Source organism: Stenotrophomonas sp. STK17_22, from assembly GCF_051983905.1.
GTDB classification, from domain to species: domain Bacteria; phylum Pseudomonadota; class Gammaproteobacteria; order Xanthomonadales; family Xanthomonadaceae; genus Stenotrophomonas; species Stenotrophomonas maltophilia_A.
Window position 1 is genome coordinate 4,099,087 of the sequence record NZ_CP197010.1, and the last position, 19,360, is coordinate 4,118,446.

The 19,360-nt window shown below is 66.2% G+C and carries 15 protein-coding genes; 7 read left to right on the plus strand and 8 right to left on the minus strand.

All coding sequences use genetic code 11. The features are described from left to right. The first annotated feature begins 115 nt into the window (after window positions 1-115). Window positions 116-916: a MipA/OmpV family protein gene (locus ACSYS9_RS19235; RefSeq protein WP_071229659.1), complete on the plus strand. Its 801-nt coding sequence runs from the start codon at window positions 116-118 to the stop codon at window positions 914-916. 72 nt (window positions 917-988) lie between these two features. On the opposite strand, the gene clpB is transcribed toward ACSYS9_RS19235, so the two are convergent. Together clpB and ACSYS9_RS19245 are read right to left on the minus strand one after the other, a co-directional pair. After that, window positions 989-3,574: an ATP-dependent chaperone ClpB gene (gene clpB, locus ACSYS9_RS19240; RefSeq protein ID WP_071229658.1), complete on the minus strand. Its 2,586-nt coding sequence runs from the start codon at window positions 3,572-3,574 to the stop codon at window positions 989-991. 181 nt (window positions 3,575-3,755) lie between these two features. After that, window positions 3,756-4,577: a DUF3014 domain-containing protein gene (locus ACSYS9_RS19245; protein ID WP_071229657.1), complete on the minus strand. Its 822-nt coding sequence runs from the start codon at window positions 4,575-4,577 to the stop codon at window positions 3,756-3,758. A gap of 154 nt (window positions 4,578-4,731) precedes the next feature. Between ACSYS9_RS19245 and ACSYS9_RS19250 the strand changes: the two genes are divergently transcribed. Next, a complete protein-coding gene (locus ACSYS9_RS19250) occupies window positions 4,732-5,223 on the plus strand; it encodes a hypothetical protein (protein WP_032128549.1) in 492 nt (163 codons plus the stop codon). 95 nt (window positions 5,224-5,318) lie between these two features. Continuing rightward, entirely contained in the window at window positions 5,319-6,029 is a 711-nt protein-coding gene (locus tag ACSYS9_RS19255) for a glutathione S-transferase (protein WP_071229656.1), read from the plus strand. A 79-nt stretch (window positions 6,030-6,108) separates the two neighbouring features. On the opposite strand, the gene ACSYS9_RS19260 is transcribed toward ACSYS9_RS19255, so the two are convergent. The 4 genes from ACSYS9_RS19260 to ACSYS9_RS19275 form a co-directional block, all read right to left on the minus strand. Beyond that, window positions 6,109-7,713, minus strand: a complete 1,605-nt coding sequence (locus ACSYS9_RS19260) for a hypothetical protein (RefSeq protein WP_071229655.1) — start codon at window positions 7,711-7,713, stop codon at window positions 6,109-6,111. Window positions 7,714-8,387: 674 nt separating this feature from the next. Next, window positions 8,388-10,106, minus strand: coding sequence for a thiamine pyrophosphate-dependent enzyme (locus ACSYS9_RS19265; RefSeq protein ID WP_071229654.1), 1,719 nt, complete (start codon window positions 10,104-10,106; stop codon window positions 8,388-8,390). Between the two features lie 132 nt (window positions 10,107-10,238). Beyond that, complete coding sequence (locus tag ACSYS9_RS19270; protein WP_071229675.1) at window positions 10,239-11,096, minus strand: XAC2610-related protein; 858 nt, start codon at window positions 11,094-11,096, stop codon at window positions 10,239-10,241. Between the two features lie 36 nt (window positions 11,097-11,132). Then, window positions 11,133-11,615 (minus strand): DUF3574 domain-containing protein, encoded by a 483-nt coding sequence (locus ACSYS9_RS19275; protein WP_071229653.1) that lies wholly within the window; start codon window positions 11,613-11,615, stop codon window positions 11,133-11,135. Window positions 11,616-11,829: 214 nt separating this feature from the next. Here ACSYS9_RS19275 and ACSYS9_RS19280 point away from each other — a divergent pair, with 214 nt between their 5' ends. The 4 genes from ACSYS9_RS19280 to otsA all read left to right on the plus strand — a co-directional run bounded on the left by ACSYS9_RS19280 (window position 11,830) and on the right by otsA (window position 18,352). Further along, a complete protein-coding gene (locus ACSYS9_RS19280; RefSeq protein ID WP_032128813.1) occupies window positions 11,830-14,265 on the plus strand; it encodes a TonB-dependent receptor plug domain-containing protein in 2,436 nt (811 codons plus the stop codon). Window positions 14,266-14,411: 146 nt separating this feature from the next. After that, window positions 14,412-15,170: a trehalose-phosphatase gene (otsB, locus tag ACSYS9_RS19285; RefSeq protein ID WP_032128814.1), complete on the plus strand. Its 759-nt coding sequence runs from the start codon at window positions 14,412-14,414 to the stop codon at window positions 15,168-15,170. 39 nt (window positions 15,171-15,209) lie between these two features. Beyond that, the gene (locus ACSYS9_RS19290; protein ID WP_071229674.1) at window positions 15,210-16,991 is read left to right on the plus strand and encodes a glycoside hydrolase family 15 protein; all 1,782 of its coding nucleotides are present in this window, start codon (window positions 15,210-15,212) and stop codon (window positions 16,989-16,991) included. Beyond that, window positions 16,988-18,352, plus strand: coding sequence for an alpha,alpha-trehalose-phosphate synthase (UDP-forming) (otsA, locus tag ACSYS9_RS19295; RefSeq protein WP_032128815.1), 1,365 nt, complete (start codon window positions 16,988-16,990; stop codon window positions 18,350-18,352). The genes ACSYS9_RS19290 and otsA overlap by 4 nt, the downstream gene beginning before the upstream one ends. 70 nt (window positions 18,353-18,422) lie before the next feature. Here otsA and ACSYS9_RS19300 read toward each other — a convergent pair whose 3' ends face one another. Beyond that, window positions 18,423-18,860: a thiol-disulfide oxidoreductase DCC family protein gene (locus ACSYS9_RS19300; RefSeq protein ID WP_071229652.1), complete on the minus strand. Its 438-nt coding sequence runs from the start codon at window positions 18,858-18,860 to the stop codon at window positions 18,423-18,425. Beyond that, entirely contained in the window at window positions 18,835-19,341 is a 507-nt protein-coding gene (locus tag ACSYS9_RS19305; protein WP_081352369.1) for a DUF4166 domain-containing protein, read from the minus strand. The genes ACSYS9_RS19300 and ACSYS9_RS19305 overlap by 26 nt, the downstream gene beginning before the upstream one ends. Window positions 19,342-19,360: the final 19 nt, after the last annotated feature.

The following is a 19,360-nucleotide window of genomic DNA, read 5'->3' on the forward strand; positions in this document are numbered from 1 at the left end:
ATTACAACTCCCGCACAACTGCGGAGGGATCGGTCGCCGGCATATCGCCACGCTGGCGACCCTGCAGCACTCGCCGGATGCGCGCGCTGCTTTCCTCCCATTGTCGAGAGATTCCATGTCCCAGCTTCGCCGTTCCCCCACCCTGCTCTGCCTGGCCCTGTTGCCGCTGTTCGCCGCACCGATCGCCCACGCCAAGGATGACCACTGGACCTTCGAGGTCGCTGCCGGCGGTGGCGTGACGCCGCGCTACAGCGGCAGCGAGGAATACCGCGCGACGCCGTCGCTGTCGTTCGATGTCACCTCGCCGGGGGGCTGGTTTCTGGGTACCAGTGGCGTCGGTTGGGGCACGTCCATTGGCGAGCACACCCGTGTGCGTGCCTACGTCGGCGCCAGCGGCATCCGCCGCGACAAGGACTCCCTGCTCGGCGGTTCGGACTTCCTGCGCGGCATGGGTGATATCGATACCCGTCCCCTGGTCGGTGTCTCGGCTGGTTATACGCTGGGCGAAGCCGTGCTGAGCGGCGCCTGGCAGTTCACCCGCAAGGACGAGGACAAGGCCGAGAACGGCCTGGCCACCCAGCAGATCCACCTGAACCTGAGCATGCCGCTGTTCGACCTGGCCGGCGGTGTGGTCAGCGGCAGCGTGTCCACCGACTACGGCAACCGTGGCTACATGCAGACCTGGTACGGCGTCAGCCCGGAACAGGCGGCGCGCACCGGCTTTGCCCAGCACACGCCGAAGGCCGGCCTGGTCAGTGCCGGTCTTGGCCTGAAATGGAGCCACCGCGTGGGCCGCAACGGCAACTGGTACATCTCGGCTGAGGGCACGCGACTGCTTGGCGACGCCGCCGACAGCCCGATCGTGCAGAAGCCCAACCAGTTCGGCCTGATGAGCGGCTACACGCACCGCTTCTGAGTGAGCGCCGGGCATGGCCCGGGGTACTCCGCAGGAAACGGGGCGCCGCGATCAGGCAGCGCCCCGTGTGAATCACGCCTTGGCGAACACCAGATGGCCGCCGTCGTTGCCGACTTCAATGGTGTCGCCGTTGACGAAGGCGCCGGACAGGATCTTCTGCGCCAGCGGGTTCTCCAGCTGCGCCTGGATCGCACGCTTCAACGGACGTGCGCCGTACACCGGATCGAAACCAACGTTGCCAAGCAGGTCGAACGCTGCATCGGACACCAGCAGCTTCAAACCACGTTCGGCCAGGCGCTTTTCCAGCCCACGCATCTGGATGCGCGCGATCTGCTTGATCTGCTGCTTGTCCAGCGGGTGGAACACCACGATGTCGTCCAGGCGGTTGATGAACTCCGGGCGGAAGTGCGCCTGCACCACGCCCATTACCGCCGCCTTCATCTGCGTGTAGGCCTCCGGGCTGTCATCAGCGCTCATGTCCTGGATCTGGTGCGAGCCCAGGTTCGAGGTCATCACGATGACGGTGTTGCGGAAGTCCACGGTGCGGCCCTGGCCATCGGTCAGGCGGCCATCGTCCAGCACCTGCAGCAGGATGTTGAACACATCCGGATGCGCCTTCTCCACTTCGTCCAGCAGGATCAGCGAGTACGGACGGCGACGCACGGCCTCGGTCAGGTAGCCACCCTCTTCGTAACCGACGTAGCCCGGGGGCGCACCGATCAGGCGGGCGACGCTGTGCTTCTCCATGAACTCGCTCATGTCGATGCGGATCATCGCGTCGGCACTGTCGAACAGGAACTCGGCCAGCGACTTGCACAGCTCGGTCTTGCCGACGCCGGTCGGGCCGAGGAACAGGAACGAACCGGCCGGGCGATTCGGATCGGACAGGCCCGCACGCGAACGGCGCACGGCATCGGAGACGACCTTGATCGCTTCCTCCTGGCCGACCACGCGGTTGTGCAGCACCTCTTCCATCCGCAGCAGCTTGTCGCGCTCACCTTCGAGCATCTTGTTGACCGGAATGCCGGTCCAGCGCGACACGACCTCGGCGATCTCCTCGTCGGTGACCCGGTCCTGCACCAGCTTGAAGTCCCTGTGTTCGGCTTCCTGCGCGGCGGCCAGCTGCTTTTCCAGCTGCGGCAGCAGGCCGTACTGGATCTCGCTCATCTTGGCGAAATCCTGGCGGCGCTGCGCGGCTTCCAGCTCCAGCTTGGCCTGCTCGACCTGCTCCTTGATCTTGGTCGCACCCTGCAGCGCTGCCTTCTCCGACTTCCAGATTTCATTGAGGTCGGAGAACTCACGCTCCAGCGTATCGATGTCGTTCTCCAGATCGGCCAGGCGCTGCCGCGAGGCTTCGTCCTTTTCCTTCTTCAGCATCTCGCGCTGGATCTTCAGCTGGATCACCCGGCGTTCCAGGCGGTCCAGCTCCTCCGGCTTGGAGTCGATTTCCATGCGCAGGCGCGAGGCCGCCTCGTCCATCAGATCGATGGCCTTGTCCGGCAGCTGGCGGTCGGTGATGTAGCGGTTGGACAGCGTCGCAGCGGCGACGATGGCCGGGTCGGTGATCTCCACGCCGTGGTGCACCGCGTACTTTTCCTTCAGCCCGCGCAGGATGGCAATGGTGTCTTCCACCGACGGCTCACCCACGAAGACCTTCTGGAAGCGGCGCTCCAGCGCGGCATCCTTTTCGATGTACTTGCGGTACTCATCCAGCGTGGTGGCGCCCACGCAGTGCAGTTCACCACGTGCCAGCGCCGGCTTGAGCATGTTGCCGGCATCCATCGCACCGTCGGCCTTGCCGGCGCCGACCATGGTGTGCAGCTCATCGATGAACAGGATGATCTGCCCTTCGCTCTTGGCCAGGTCGTTGAGCACGCCCTTCAGGCGTTCCTCGAATTCGCCACGGAACTTGGCACCGGCGATCAGCGCGCCCATGTCCAGCGACAGCACGCGCTTGCCGCGCAGGCCCTCGGGCACTTCGTCGTTGATGATGCGCTGGGCCAGGCCTTCGACGATCGCGGTCTTGCCAACGCCAGGTTCGCCGATCAGCACCGGGTTGTTCTTGGTCCGGCGCTGCAGCACCTGGATCGTGCGGCGGATTTCCTCGTCACGGCCGATCACCGGATCGAGCTTGCCGCTCTCCGCGCGCGCGGTCAGGTCGATGGTGTACTTCTCCAGCGCCTGCCGCTGTTCCTCGGCGTTCTCCGACTGCACGTTCTCGCCGCCACGCAGCTTGTCGATCGCAGCCTGCAGGCGGGTCTTGTCGGCACCGGCGGCGCGCAGCGCCATGCCCAGCGTGCCGCCGTCGTCCAGCGCCGCCAGCACGAACCACTCGCTGGCAATGAAGGCATCGCCGTTCTGCTGGGCCAGCTTGTCGGTCTGGTTCAGCAGGCGCCCCAGGTCATTGCCCATCGAGACGTTGCCGGCCTGGCCGGACACCTTCGGCAGTGCATCCAGCGCCTCGGTCAGGCGCTCGCGCAGCACCGGCACGTTCACCCCGGCCTGGGCCAGCAGCGGGCGCGTGCTGCCGCCCTGCTGATCCAGCAGCGCGCTGAACAGGTGAACCGGTTCGATGATGCTGTTGTCGCGGCCCACGGCCAGCGACTGTGCGTCTGCCAGCGCCTGCTGGAAACGCGAGGTGAGCTTGTCCATCCGCATTGCGAATCCTCATCGGTCGTCAGGGCCGGCCCGTGCCGGCGATGCTGGAAAGATGCGGTTGCCTCACCCCGTTTCAAGGGTGACTGCGACTGCACCCCGAGGCCAGTCAGCCTGCGGCCAGCATGCCGGAACGGGTGTGGTCGGCGCGTTGATCCCGATCAGTTCTGCGCGATGGACCGGCTCAGCGGGTGATCGCGCTGCGGATCGCCCGCAGCTGCTGCTTGACCGCCCGCGCCTGCGCCACATCCATGCGCAGCAGGGCCTTCTGCCCGATCGAGCGCGACTGCAGAGTGGGATCGACGAAGCGATAGCGGCCCCGTTCGTCGCGCTGCACCGGCGGCGCCTGGGCCAGTTCCGGGGTCTCCAGCAGGTGGTCGATCACCGTGACCAGACGGTCGTTGAAATAGCCCTCGGGCCGGCCAAGGTCCACGTAAGCCTGCTGGATCAGCGGATAGAAGCGCTTGTAGGCGGTAGCCGTTGCCGCCGGGTCGAGCGCGGCAAATGCCTGCACGTAGGGCGCATAGCGCGCCGCATTGGCTGCGGCGATGCGTTCGCCGCCCTCACCCGCCTCGACCTGCAGGTTGCCCGGCAGCGGCCGCGCGGCCAGCGCGGTGGGTGGTACGCTGGGCTTGTCCAGGTTGTCGACCTGGGTGACCAGGCGCTGGATCAGATGATCGCGCAACAGCAGGGTCAGCGGGCCCTCGCCCTGGAACAGCTGGCTCAGCGCGCCCCAGGCAGCGGCATCGCTGTCAGCCAGCTTCGGCAGTGCCGGGTCGGCGGCGGCCTCGGTATCCAGCGGATGCCTGATCGGGGGTGGTGTTGGAGCGGGTTCCGCAGCCGCCTTCGGTTGTGGCGGTGTGCCGGTACTGGCGGGGGGCGATTGCACCGGCACCGAAACACCGTCTGCCAGGCTCTTCAGCTGATCGCGGAACAGCCAACCGCCCGCGCCACCGATCACCACCACGCCCAACACCCAGGGCCAAGCCGCTTTTCCACTCTGCATGATGCAGCACCTCGTTCTCACACGCATGGACAAGGTGTGACCCGGCTGATTTCCGTGGGTTCCCCACCCGTTCCGGTAAGGTTCGGGAAACGCGTTGACAGCGCAGTGCGACGGGCGGCCCAATGAGCAGTCCAGCCCCTTCGACGAACGACCCATGGAGCTTCGCCCGGAACCGGTGCCTTTCCGCATCAGCACGCTCGACCTGACACTGGTGTATCGAGAGCAGAACGCGAGCGCACAGGTGAACGTGGAGGCACAGACGCTGGAGGACTATGCAGCGCAGCCGGGCATGCGTTACCGCTCACTGCAGGTGGATTTCGAACTTGTCCATGAAGCGCGTTGCCGGGGCGGAAATTTTCACGAGATGCGCCACGGCGAGATCTTCGAGGAAACCGGACCAGCCGATGAAACCGCGCACTGGCGGCAAACCGGTCTCTGCCCTTTCCCCGGCTTCTACCGGGTCATCCACGATCCTGGCCTGGCGGCACTGCTCGCGCACTACGATCCCCGCAATGTCCACGACCTGCAGCTTTTCATCCTTGCCGCACATGACAGCTACATTGAAGTCCTGGCCAAGGGATATCGCTACACGCTGGCTGGCAGCGTCAATGAGCACGACATCATCACCGTCGCGCCATCGGCCTGAACACTCCGACATCCAACGCCAAGTAGGCATTGCACTCACGCCCGCTTTGCGCGAGCAGCGCGACGCTATGCATCCTGTCCCGTGGAGACACTGCCATGCAATACGCGCTGTATTACTGGACCGGCATCCAGGGCCGTGGCGAGTTCGTGCGGCTGGCGCTGGAAGATGCCGGTGCCGACTACATCGACATGGCGCGGGTGCACGGCGATGCAGTGATGCAGCCGTTTCTCGATGGCAGCAGTGAAGGTGCGCAGCCCTTCGCGCCGCCGTTCCTGAAGGCCGGTCGCCAGGTCATCGCGCAGGTCGCGGCAATCCTGGATTTCCTGGGCCCGACGCTGGACCTGGTGCCACAGGCAGCCTCGCGGCAGATGCAGGCGCTGCAGTTGCAGCTGACCATCGCCGACCTGGTGGCCGAGGTGCATGACACCCACCATCCGATCGCTGCATCGAAGTACTACGAAGAGCAGAAGACCGAGGCCAAGGCACGTGCCGCGTCGCTGCGCAGCGAACGGCTACCGAAGTTCCTCAGCTACTTCGAGCAGGTGCTGGCGGCCAACGGTGGCCGCCATGCACTGCGCGAGCACTCGTATGTGGATCTGTCGCTGTTCCAGCTGCTGAGCGGGCTGAACTACATGTTCCCACGCCGCATGCAGGCACTGGAACCGACCCTGCCCCTGCTGCGCGCGCTGCAGGAGCGGGTGGCGAAACGGCCCAACATTGCCTCCTATCTGGACTCGGAACGGCGATTGCCGTTCAACACCAACGGCATCTTCCGCCACTACCCGGAACTCGATGGAGAGCGGTAGTGCCGGCCGCTGGCCGGCAGCTGCACACTACGTCCGAGGTCCATGAGGATGCCGGCCAGCGGCCGGCACTACTCTGGGGTCAGCTGTTCTCACCCAGCGGCTTCACCGCCTGCTTCTGCATCGACAGCAGGCCCAGCAGCAGCGCCAATGCCACATAGGCGCCGGCGAACTGCCAGCTGATGATGCGCGCCAGGCCGTCCAGATCCCACGGCAGGTAGATGCCACCGCGCGGGTCCACCGAGTGGATCAGGCCGAACAGGGTCAGCACCGCCGCCACCAGCAGGAAGCCGCAGGCGCGGCGCAGGCGGCCATCAACCATCGCCGCCACCGCAGAGATCCACAGCATTGAGGTGATGATGAAGCCATTGCCGAGGGTGAAGATCACCGCCAACTCGGGCAGGCCGTGGCCGTCGAGCTTGGTCAGCAGCTGCGGCAGGTGGTCCGGCGCGATCCAGCCTGGCGCCTTGATCGCCAGCAGGTACGCTACCGACGGCAGGAAACCGAACACCATCGCGCCGGTATGGTGGCGCGGCGTGGCCTGGAAGGCCTGGGTGGTGATGTCGATGGCCACGTACACGATGATCGGTGCCAGCACCGCCAGCGGCAGCCACTGCACCAGCCCGGAGATGATGCCGAGCATGCCGCCGATGCCAACGAACAGGCCGGTCAGCAGCGTGTAGCCGCTGCGCGCGCCCATGTGCTTGTAGGCCGGCTGGCCGATGTACGGCGTGGTCTGCGCCACGCCGCCGCAGACACCGGCCACCAGCGTGGCCACCGCCTCCACCAGCAGGATGTCGCGGGTGCGGTAATCATCACCGGCCGCGCGTGCGCTTTCAGACACGTTGATGCCACCGACCACCATCAGCAGGCCGAACGGCAGCAGCAGCGGCAGGTAGGTCATCGCGGTGGGCAGGCCCTCGAGGAAGCCCAGCGTCGGCAGCGGCAGCACCACCTGCGGCGGCACCCACTCCGGTACGTGGAAGCCCGGTGCACCCAGCCCAGCCAGGCCAAGGCCGTAATACAGCACGGTGCCGAACACGAAGGCCAACAGCACGCCGGGGCCACGCACCGGCAGCTTGCCCTTGGCGATCAGCACGTACAGCAGCAGGCCCAGCGTAGTGAAACCAACCAGCGGCGAGCGCAGCGTTTCCAGCAGCGGCAGCAGGCCCATCAGCACCAGCGCGATGCCGGCGATGGAACCCAGCAGCGCGGCACGCGGCAGCGCGCGGGTAACCGCTTCGCCGAAGAACGACAGCACGAACTTGAGCACGCCCATGATCACCAGCGCGGCCATGCCCAGCTGCCAGGTGGCGATGCCCGCAGCATGCGGGTCCATGCCCTGCTGCTTGAAGGCGATGAAGGCCGGGCCGAGCACCAGCAGCGCCATGCCGATGCTGGTCGGTGCATCCAGGCCCAGCGGCATGGCGGTGACATCGTCGCGGCCGGTACGCGCAGCCAGCCGGCGCGCCATCAGGGTGTACAGCAGGTTGCCGACCAGCACGCCGAAGGCGGTGCCGGGGAACATGCGGCCGAACACCACGTCGGCGGGGAACTGGAAGATCCCGACCAGGGCCATGGCGATGAAGCCGAGGATGGAGAGGTTGTCGACGACCAGGCCGAAGAAGCCGTTGAAGTCGCCGGCGACGAACCAGCGACGCGGTGCGGCGGAAGCGGGAGCGGACATGGAAGGGGCGGTGGGGGTGGGGACCGCCGATGGTAGGCCCAGCGGGGCCCGGGCGCCAATTCCGTCGTGGAATGATGGGTTCCAGCCAACGGCGGGGCCCCTCGTGGCTGGGTTGGTCGCGGACAGCGATTTCTGGGTTGGGCCGGTCGGGATGGGCTGCGCAGGACACGCCGTAAACCCGTCCCTGGGGCTCGATGGCGCCATCCATGGCGCCAACGGTCCTGCGCAGCCCATCCCGAACGGCCCCTGACAGTTTCCTGCGCGTGCCAGCCACGGAAGAGAATCAAAAGATCAAAAGCAAAGGCAGGCTCTCGTTGTTGCGCCGAGCCCATGCTCGGCTGCTGTACGCGAAGCCTCTCAGCCGAGCATGGCTCGGCTCTACAAGAACAATTCGATCATTTCCACGCTATCCACGCATGGCGTGGATCTACTGTGTCGACCAAGGTCGACACCTACCAACAGCAGCGATGATCTGTCGAAGGCGGGGTGGGTCCGGTTGCGGGGGCGTGAGCGCCATGGATGGCGCGACCGAGCTTACATGGATGTACTTGCAGCGTCCCCCGCAACCGGACCCACCCCGCCATCCCTCAGAAACCTGCTCCTGCTGTTGGTGTTGCCGGCCAGCGGCCGGCACTACCGCGGGTGCAGGGCGCAGCCCTGCATCAACCAACCCCCTACTTCTTCAGGAAGTTGTCCACCAGCAGATGCTTCACGTCGTCGAAGCGGCCGTTCAACACCGCCTTGGCCGCATACAGCGCGGTACCGGCCACCTGCTTGGCCTCGATCTGCGGCGGCATCACCAGCTCGGCGCGGCTGGTATGCACGTCCAGCAGCGCGGGGCCGCGCTGCGCCAGGAAGTCCTGCACCGCCTCCTCCAGATCCTCGCTGCGGGTCACGGTGCGGCCGTGGAAGCCGATCACCTCGGCCAGGCGGCCGAAGTCCGGGTTCTTCAGGTCGGTGTAGTTGTCCAGCAGCCCCTCCACCTTCTGCTCCAGCTCGACGAAGTTCAGCGAGCCGTTGTTGAACACCACCACCTTGATCGGCAGGCTTTCCTGCACGGCCGTCAACAGATCGCCCAACAGCATCGCCAGGCCACCATCGCCGGACAGCGAGATCACCTGCCGACCCGGGAACGCCTTCTGCAGGCCCAGTGCCTGTGGCATCGCGTTGGCCATCGTGCCGTGCAGCAAGCTGGTCAGCGTGCGGCGGCGGCCGTTGACACGGATGTGGCGCAACACCCACACCATCGGCGAGCCTCCGTCGGCGGTGAACAGTGCATCATCGGTGGCGTACTTCGACAGCAGCGCGGTCAGGTGCTGCGGATGGATCAGCTCGCCCTCACCGGGCTGCTCTTCCTTCTCGCGCTTCTTCAGTGCCTTGTCACGGCGCTCGATGCACTCGTCCAGGAAACTGCTGTCCTCGCGCGGCGGCAGCATCGGCAGCAAGGCGTCCAGCGTCGGCGCGATATCACCGACCACGCCAAGGTTCACCGGATGGCGGCGGCCGAGGTGGCTGCCATCGCGGTCGACCTGGATGATGGTGGCCTTGTCCGGGTAGAACTGGCCCCAGGCGAAGTCGGCGCCGAGCAGCAGCAGCGTGTCGCATTCCATCAGCGTGTGGAAGCCGGATTCGATGCCGAAGATGCCGGTCATGCCCATGTTGTACGGGTTGTCCGGCTCGACGAAATCCTTGGCGCGCGAGGTATGCGCCACCGGCGCCTGCAACCTGCGCGCCAGTTCCAACAACTGCACGTGTGCACCCTGGCAGCCGGCGCCGGCATAGATGCCGATGCGCTTGCCCTGCCCCAATAGCTCGGCGATACGCTGCAGTTCCGCGTCGGAGGGACGCAGCACCGGCTGGGTGTAGTGCACCGAGAACGGCACATCGTGCTTCACCTCGGCCTCGCTGATGTCGGCCGGCAGGATCACTACGGCGACGCCGCGACGGCTGATCGCGGCCTGGCAGGCCAGCGCCACCACGCGTCGCGCCTGTTCGGCACTTTGCACCTGCTCGCAGAACACCGTGCAGCTGCCATACACCGCCTTGAAGTCCACTTCCTGCGGGAACTCCATGCCCAGCTCGCTGGTGACGATCTGGCTGGCGATCAGCACCATGGGCGCGCGGTTGCGGTTGCTCTCGAAGATGCCATTGATGAAATGCAGGCCACCGGGCCCACAGGAACCGGCGCAGGCGGTCAGTTCGCCACTCACCAGCGAATCGGCACCGGCGGCGAATGCGGCCACTTCCTCATGTCGTACGTGCACCCAGGCGATGTCACTGCCATGCATCGCATCGGTCACATGATTGAGCGTATCGCCCACGATGCCGTAGCAACGGCGGACACCAGCCTGCTGCAGGGCGTCCACCACGATTTCTGCCACGCGCTTGCTCATCGGATACATCCTCGAACGGGGGAACATCCGAGGCTAGACCCGATGAAGTGATGCCACCGCAAAAAAAGGGGACGGAGGGAATTAAGTCGTATGTGCCGCAAACGACTTAATTCCCTCCGTCCCCTTTTTTCTTCAATCGTTGACGTTGATCCAACCTTCCACCGCGCCCAGCTTCGGATTGCGGTAGCGCAGCTTCATCCAGCCGTCCTGTTCATCCAGCATCTCCACGTGGTCGCCCTGTACCAGGTAACGCTTCGTACTGGATGCGCCGGGCCGATCGAACAGGAACAACCGCGCTGGCACCACGGTGGCCTGCTGGCCACGTAGCGGCCCTTCGGGCGGTGCGCCCAGGCCATCGGCGATGGCGCTCTCCAGTACACGACCGGCGGGATCATAGGTGCGCCAGACCGCCAGCGGACCCTGCTCGTCGGTCTGTTCCCATTGCAACGCGGCGTTCACCGTGTCGCCCAGCATCAGCACGCTTTCGCTGCGGTAGAGATAGAGCTTCGCACCTGCAAACCGGTACTGGTCGGCGTACCACATCGGGCCACTGCGGCAGCTGCTGGTCAGGGTTCGAGTGGCAGCATCCACGCTCAACCCCATCAGGTCACCGCAACTGTCCTTGCCGTGGGTGTCGGCCTGCAGCGCGCGGAACCCGGCACTGGCCGGGTCGAAGCGGTACACCGCCACCGCCTCGTTGACCATGCCCACCGATGCACGCGCGACCAGTTCCGGGTATCCATCGAAATCGACGTCTTCCAGCGACCAGCGCGAATTGCCATCGGCATCCGCCGCACCCGCCAGCGTCTGGCGCTTGCCTGACGGTGACAGCTGCACTGCGATGCTGCCGTCCTGCCGGGGATCGGCATGCGCCTGCACATGCGCGGCCACCTGGAAGCGTAGCGTTTCGCTATCGTCCCCACGCGCCTGCGCCGTCGGTGCCAGCACACCTGCCAATACCAGGCCCAGCAGGCATTCCCTGTGGTTCATCATTGCTCCCTGCGGCACCGCGGCGGCACCTTCAACTCAGAACGATACCTCGACCGCCTGCCGCGACCACAGCACCGATTGATGCTTGGTCTGCTGCTTCCACGCCAGGCGGATGGCTTCGATATCGGCACGGCGCTGCGGGGTGTCCTCGTGCAGCACCACCAGCACCTTGGTGCGCAGGCGGTTGGGCGCGGCATCACCGCGGAACAGCCACTGGCCATACGCATCGAACACGGTCAGTCCATCCGGGAAGCGCGGGGTCACTTCCTTGTCCAGGAAAGCGCGCCACTGCGCATCGCTGATGGTGTCGGCCTGCGGGCGATTGCCAGCGCCCTGCTCTTCACCCACGCCGAAGTACAGCTCGCTGCGCACCCAACCGTGGCCGGCGGACGGGCGTGCGGCATCACCCTTCAGTTCGGCGGTGGTGGCCGTGGCATAGGCGCTGGGCGCCTGAGAGGACAGGCTGGCGCAGCCACTGGTGGCCAGCAGCACGGCGAAGACGAGGCCAAGGTGTTTCATCGGTACAGCTCCGGGGAAGGGGGACAAGGCGAGCCGGCAGCGTACAGCGCCACCGGTCCGGCGTGCTGATGCCAACGGGGCATCAACTCATGCCGGACCGGCAGGGACTTGCATCGGCACCGGCCATCACGCGAAGATAATATATCGCTTCATCCGGATGGATGTAAGTGAAACTATCTCCCCCTTCCCCGTCGTCGTTGTTGCTGGAGCCCCCATGTCCATCCGCCTGCCCGCGTCGCCGCTCGGCCTCGCCATCGCCCTCGCGCTTTCCTCCACCGCCGTCCCGGCTCTGGCCCAGGACGCTACCAACCTCGACACCGTGATCGTCACCGGCACCCGTGCCGCCGACCGCACCGTGCTCGAATCCACCTCGCCGGTGGATGTGCTCACCGCCGAGGACATCCGCAAGGCCGGCGTGGTCAACGGTGAGCTGGGCAGTGCGCTGCAGGCCCTGCTGCCGTCGTTCAACTTCCCGCGCCAGTCCAACTCCGGCGGCGCCGACCACGTGCGCGCCGCACAGCTGCGTGGCCTGTCGCCGGACCAGGTGCTGGTGCTGGTCAATGGCAAGCGCCGCCACCACACCGCGCTGGTGAACACCGACAGCAAGATCGGCAAGGGCACCACGCCGGTCGACTTCAATTCGATCCCGGTCAGCGCGATCAAGCGCATCGAAGTGCTGCGCGACGGCGCCGGTGCGCTGTACGGCTCCGATGCGGTGGCCGGCGTGATCAACGTGATCCTCGACAACGGCGGTGACGGCGGCGAGATCGAGGCCAGCTACGGTGCCAACCACACCGACCTCAAGCCGATCGGCCGTACCCTCACCGACGGCCAGACCGGCAACATCAGCGCCAAGGTCGGCACCTCGCTGGGTGAGGACGGCGGCTTCCTGCGTGTCGGCCTGGAGTACAAGCACCGCAACGGCACCAACCGCGCCGGCTTCGACCAGATTCCGCCGTGGGACCAGACGCCGGACAACCTGGCGCTGCAGGGCAAGCGCAACTACGTGCTGGGCGATGGCAAGAGCAAGGACATCAACCTGTGGCTGAACACCGAGATTCCGGTGGGCCAGACGTCTACGTTCTATGCGTTCGGCACCTTCAACCAGCGTGATACCGAAGGTGCGAACTACTTCCGCTACCCCGATGGCGACGCCAACTGGAAGCAGGTCTATCCGAACGGTTACCGGCCAATCTCCGAAGGCGAGAACCGCGACGTGCAGGCTGTGGCCGGCGTGCGCGGCCAGTGGGGTGAATGGAGCTACGACGGCAGCCTGGATTACGGCCAGAACGACTTCACCTACCGCCTGCGTGATTCGCTCAACGCGTCGCTGGGCCCGACCAGCCCGACCCGCTTCAAGACCGCCGACTACGAATACGCACAGACCGTGGGAAACCTCGATCTGAGTCGTGTGTTCACCCAGAGCGACAGCATCAGCCACACCCTGGGCCTGGGCGTGGAAGCACGCCACGAGCGCTACCAGACCCGTCCCGGCGACCCGGCCAGCTACGCCGCCGGCCCCTACACCGATCGCCCGACCGGCTCGCAGGCCGGTGGCGGCCTGACCCCGCAGGATGCGGCGCGCCTGTCGCGCGACGTGGCCAGCGCCTACGCCAGCCTGTCCAGCCAGTTCGGCGAGAAGTTCTCCTCCGATCTGGCCGCGCGCTACGAGCACAACGACGATTTCGGCGGTGAACTGACCGGCAAACTTGGCCTGCGCTATGAATTCACCCCGGCGTTCGCGCTGCGCGGCGCGATCTCCAACAACTTCCGCGCACCGTCGCTGGCGCAGATCGGCTACGAATCCACCTCGACCGGCTACAACGCTGGCGGCCAGCTGGTGCAGGGCCGCCTGTTGTCGGTCAACAATCCGATCGCCCGTGGCCTGGGTGCGCAGAACCTGAAGCCGGAAAAGTCGATCAATACCTCGCTGGGCTTCACCAGCCGCATCGGCGAGCACTTCGACCTGTCGCTGGACTTCTTCCAGATCGACATCGACGACCGCATCGCGCTGTCGGAGAGCATCACCGGTGATGCATTGACCGACTACGTGGCGGCCAACTACGGCGTCAGCGGCCTGCAGAGCGCCAGTTTCTTCGTCAACGCCGCCGACACCCGCACCCGCGGCGCCGAACTGGTGAGCAACTGGCGCCAGTCGCTGGGCGATGGCCAGCTGCTGCTGACCGGCACCTATGCGTACACGAAGACCACGCTGAAGAACGTGCTGGCCACGCCGGCGCAGCTGCGCGCGCTGAACCCGGACTATGTGCTGTTCGGCATCGAAGAGACCAACACCCTCACCGATGCCACCCCGCGTACGCGCGGCAGTCTCTCGGCCGCATGGAGCAACGACCACTGGTCGCTTAGTACCCGCGTGAACCGCTATGGCAGCGCCACCCGCGTGTTCAACTTCGGTGATGGCTACATCCCGCGCCAGACCTACCAGGCCGAATGGCAGCTGGATGCGGAAGTGGAGTACCGCATCACCCCGCAATGGAGCGTGGCCATCGGCGGCCAGAACCTGACCGACAACTACCCGGATCGATCCAACAGCGATATCCACTACTTCGGCAACCTGCCGTACGACGTGCTGTCGCCGATCGGCAGCAACGGCGCGTACTACTACGGCCGCGTCCGCTATACGTTCTGATTCATCAGTCCGGTAGTGCCGGCCGCTGGCCGGCAACCTCAGGGTGCATCCAGGGACCATGACGTTGCCGGCCAGCGGCCGGCACTACCCAATCCGTAGCCTGCCCTCGACCCCGCGTACACGCCCGCGCTGTCAAGCTGGGCATCATGGCTGAACCGCTCCCCCTGCGTCCGCCACCGCCATTGCTGGATGACGCTTGCGCGTTGTTTCTCGATGTCGACGGCACCCTGATCGAATTCGCTGCACGCCCGGATGCCGTGCAGTTGCTGCCGGATGTGCGTGAAGCCATCGGCCGCATCAGCGACCGCCTGGAAGGTGCTGTGGCACTGGTCAGTGGTCGCCCGCTTGAGCAGCTGGATCAACTGTTCGCTCCCCTGAAATTGCCCGCCGCGGGCCTGCATGGCCACGAACTGCGCGGCGAAGACGGTCGCGTCCTGCGCGACGAACACGACGACGACACCGCCGAGTGGCTGCACGCGCTGCACCAGCAGGCGATGCGCTTCGCCCATGGCCATCCCGGCGTGCTGGTGGAAGACAAGGGCGTCGGCCTGGCGCTGCATTGGCGCGGTGCGCCGCACGCGGCAAGTGATGTGCGCGCCTTCGCCGACCGCCACGTGCGTGGCCGTGCCAGCTACCGCCTGCAGCCTGGCGACCATGTGGTCGAGTTCGTTCCGGTCGGCACCGACAAGGGCCGTGCCGTGCGCCGCATGATGCAGTACCTGCCGTTCCGCGGCCGCCTGCCGGTGTTCCTCGGCGATGACCTGACCGATGAGTTCGGCTTCGACGCCGCCAATGGCCAGCATGGCTGGAGCGTACTGGTGGGCGAACGGGAACCCAGCAAAGCCGTGTTCGCGCTGCCCGACATACGCAGCGTGCACGCCTGGCTGCGTGAGAATGCCTATTGACCCGGCCACCCCACGGCCGCAACCGAGATGTACCGCGTGATGACCCAACCCGATCTTGATCTGGGCGTGGTCGGCAACGGCAGCTTCGGCGCCCTGGTCGACAAACGTGCCCGCGTTGTCTGGAGCTGCCTGCCCACCTTCGACGGCGACCCCACCTTCTGTGCCCTGCTCGGCCCCAACCAGCAGACCGGTGGCGACTTCGTCATCGAGCTGGAGGACTTCGCGAGCAGCGAGCAGGAATACCTGACCAACACCGCGATCCTGCGTACCGTGCTGCGCGACGCGCACGGTGGTGAACTGGAAATCCTTGATTTCGCCCCGCGCTGGCGCCAGAACGACCGTTTCTACCGACCAGTCAGCCTGATCCGCCAGGTACGACCCCTGGCCGGCAGCCCACGCATCACCGTGCACGCACGGCCACTGGCCGACTGGGGCGCACGCGTGCCCGAGTCCACCTGGGGCAGCAACCACGTGCGCTGGATCCTGCCCGAACACGTGCTGCGGCTGACCACCGACGTGCCGGTGCGCTTCATCCGCGATGGCCTGCCGTTCGTGCTCAACCATCCCATCCACCTGATCCTGGGCGTGGATGAATCGCTCAACCGCTCGATCAGTGGCTATGTGCAGGAAGCCTTCCAGCGCACCCGCGACTACTGGCGCGAATGGGTGCGCTACCTGTCCATTCCACTGGAATGGCAGGACGCGGTCATCCGCAGTGCGATCACCCTGAAGCTTTGCCAGTACGAGGACAGCGGCGCGATCATCGCGGCAATGACCACCTCCATTCCGGAAGCGCCCGGCAGCGTGCGCAACTGGGACTACCGTTACTGCTGGCTGCGCGATGCCGCGTTCGTGGTGCGCGCACTGAACCGCCTCGGCGCAACACGCACGATGGAACAGTTCCTCGGCTATATCTTCAACCTGGCCACCACCGACGGCACGTTGCAGCCGCTGTATGGCATCGGCTTCGAGGCCAAGCTGGACGAGGACGAAGTACCCAGCCTGTCCGGCTACCGTGGCATGGGCCCGGTGCGGCGCGGCAACCTGGCCTGGGTGCAGCGCCAGCACGATGTCTACGGCAGCGTAGTGCTGGCCTCCACCCAGCTGTTCTTCGACCGGCGCCTGCAGGACCCGGGGGATGCGCATACCTTCGCCCGCTTGGAACCCTTGGGCGAACAGGCGTTCGCCCTGCACGACGTACCCGATGCCGGCCTGTGGGAATTCCGCGGCCGCACCGAAGTGCATACCTACACCAGCGCGATGTGCTGGGCGGCGTGCGACCGCCTGTGCAAGATCGCCGTGCGCCTGAAGCGCGATGACCGCGCCCATTACTGGCGCGAGCGTGCCGACACCATCCACGCGCGCATCATGGCCGAGTCCTGGAGCGAAGAACGGGGCCACTTCACCGATACCTTCGGTGGTCATCGGCTGGACGCCTCGCTGCTGCTGCTGGCCGACATCGGCTTCATCGACGCGCTGGATGCCCGCTTCGTCGCCACCGTCGAAGCCATCGGCCGCGACCTCAAGCATGGCAACTCGCTGTACCGCTATGTCGCGCCAGATGACTTCGGCGAACCGGAAACCAGCTTCACCATCTGCACCTTCTGGTACATCGATGCGCTGGCGGCGATCGGGCGCATGGACGAAGCACGCGAGATGTTCGAGCTGCTGCTGAAGCAGCGCAACCACCTGGGCCTGCTGTCGGAGGATCTGGCCTTCGACAGTGGTGAAGCCTGGGGCAACTTCCCGCAGACCTATTCGCACGTCGGCCTGATCACCGCCGCAATGCGCCTGTCGCGGTCCTGGCAGGAGGCATCGTGAGTCGTCTGGTCGTGGTCTCAAACCGTGTGGCCGTGCCCGGCGAGAACCGCGCCGGCGGCCTGGCGGTCGGCCTGCTGGCCGCGCTGAAGGAACGTGGTGGCATGTGGTTCGGCTGGAGTGGCAAGAGCGTGCGCGACGGCAGCGGCACGCTGCACACACAGAAAGACGGTGACATTGAATTCGTCACCCTCGACCTGAGCAAGCGCGAGGTGGACGGCTACTACAACGGCTTCGCCAACCGCACCTTGTGGCCGCTGCTGCACTTCCGCTTGGATCTGGTCGACTACGACCGGGGCACCCGCGAGACCTACCACAAGGTCAACGCGCTGTTCGCCGACAAGCTCGCGCCGCTGCTGCGCGAGGACGACATCGTCTGGATCCACGACTACCACCTGATCCCGCTGGGTGCGCTGCTGCGCGAGCGTGGCATCGGCTGCCGCATCGGCTTCTTCCTGCATATCCCGATGCCCTCGGCCGACCTGCTGCAGGCCATGCCCGACCACCTTCGGTTGTTCTCCGCGCTGTACGCCTACGATCTGGTCGGCTTCCAGACCCAGCGCGACGCCGATCGCTTCCAGACCTACCTGCGCCTGTTCGGCGGCGGCCGCGTGCTCGACAACGGCGAGCTGGAAGCACCGGGCGGGCGCCGCTTCCGTGCCGCGGCGTTCCCGATCGGTATCGACACCGAGCTGATCGCGCGACAGGCCGGCACCGCCGCCACCAAGGCCGCTGTGAAGAACCTGCGCAACAGCCTGCGTGACCGCCAGCTGGCGATCGGCGTGGATCGCCTGGACTATTCCAAGGGCCTGCCCGAACGCTTCCTCGGCTTCGAGCGCTATCTGGAGCGCCATCCGGATCAGCGCGGCTCGCTGACCTACCTGCAGATCGCCCCGGTCTCGCGCGGCGATGTCACCGAGTACCGGCAGCTGCGCAGCCAGCTGGAACAGATCGCCGGGCACATCAACGGTGGCCACGCCGAACCGGACTGGACGCCGCTGCGCTACGTCAACCAGAACTTCACCCACGCCACCCTCACCGGCTTCTACCGGGCGGCGGCAGTGGGCCTGGTCACGCCGCTGCGCGATGGCATGAACCTGGTAGCCAAGGAGTACGTGGCGTCGCAGGACCCGGAAGACCCCGGCGTGCTGGTGCTGTCGCTGCTGGCCGGCGCCGCCGACGAACTCAAGCAGGCGCTGCTGGTGAACCCGCATGATCTGGACGGCGTGGCCGACGCCATCGCCACCGCGGCAACGATGTCGCTGCGCAGGCGCAAGGAACGCTGGCACGCGATGATGGAACACCTGCGCACCTACGACATCAACCACTGGCGACGCAGCTATCTGGACGCGCTGGAAGGTTGAGGGAAAAGGGGACGGAGGGGATTAAGTCGTTTGTGCACAAACGACTTAATCCCCTCCGTCCCCTTTTTCTTCAATCCAGGAACCGCGCGGCCTGCTCCGGTGCGGGCAGGTAACAGGCGTCATGCCGCCCGAACCAGCGGTAGCGGTTGCGGGCCAGCGCGCGGTACACCGCGTCGCGCCAACTGCGCGGCAGCACGCGCAATGCACCGGTCAGGCGCCAGGCGCCGCCCAGCCCCGCCAGCACGCGCAGGATCGCATCGGTATCGGTCCAAGCGCCCTGTTCGTCCAGCAGCAGGAACGACGTCGGGTCCTGCGAGTCCAGCCCGTGCGCGCGCAACATCGCGCTGCCCTGCGCGCCCTGCATCGCCGCAAAGCGGTAGCGGCCCTTGCGGTCGAAACGCAGCAGGAAGCGCACCCAGCGGTTGCACAGCGCGCACACGCCATCGAACACGATCACCGCGCTGCCGGCCTCGGCGGCGGAATCACTGCGGTTCGAGCCAGCCTTCATAGCGGATCAGGGCTCCGGCCCAGGGCAAGGTCACATCGACCAGGAAAGTGTAACGCGCACCCTGCCAGGCTTCGCGGCAACGCACACCACCAAACCAGCGCCTCGGCAGCGGCAGCAGCCCGAACGCCCAGACCCGCCGCACCGACCAGTCGATGCCACCCTCGCGGGCCTGCAGATCAAATTCGAAGCGCACCGCGCCCAACTGCTCGCGCAGGCAGCCCTCGTGTACCCACAGCCGCGACACCATCGACCAGCGGCCAAACCGCCTCGCCCACTGCTCGCCCTGCCCGTGTGCACTGAACGCCACTTCGGTGGGCAGCGCTTCACCGTCCTTCGGCAACCGCGCCAACGCGGCCAGCAGCGGCACCAGCCAGTGTCGCCCTCTCACGATGCGCGCCTGCCCCACGTAGCGGCAAGGCAACGGTGCGGCATGCAGCGCCTGCACCGGCACGGCCAGGGTGGCGAAGGCCGGCCCCAGCACGCGCGCGAACAACGGCGTG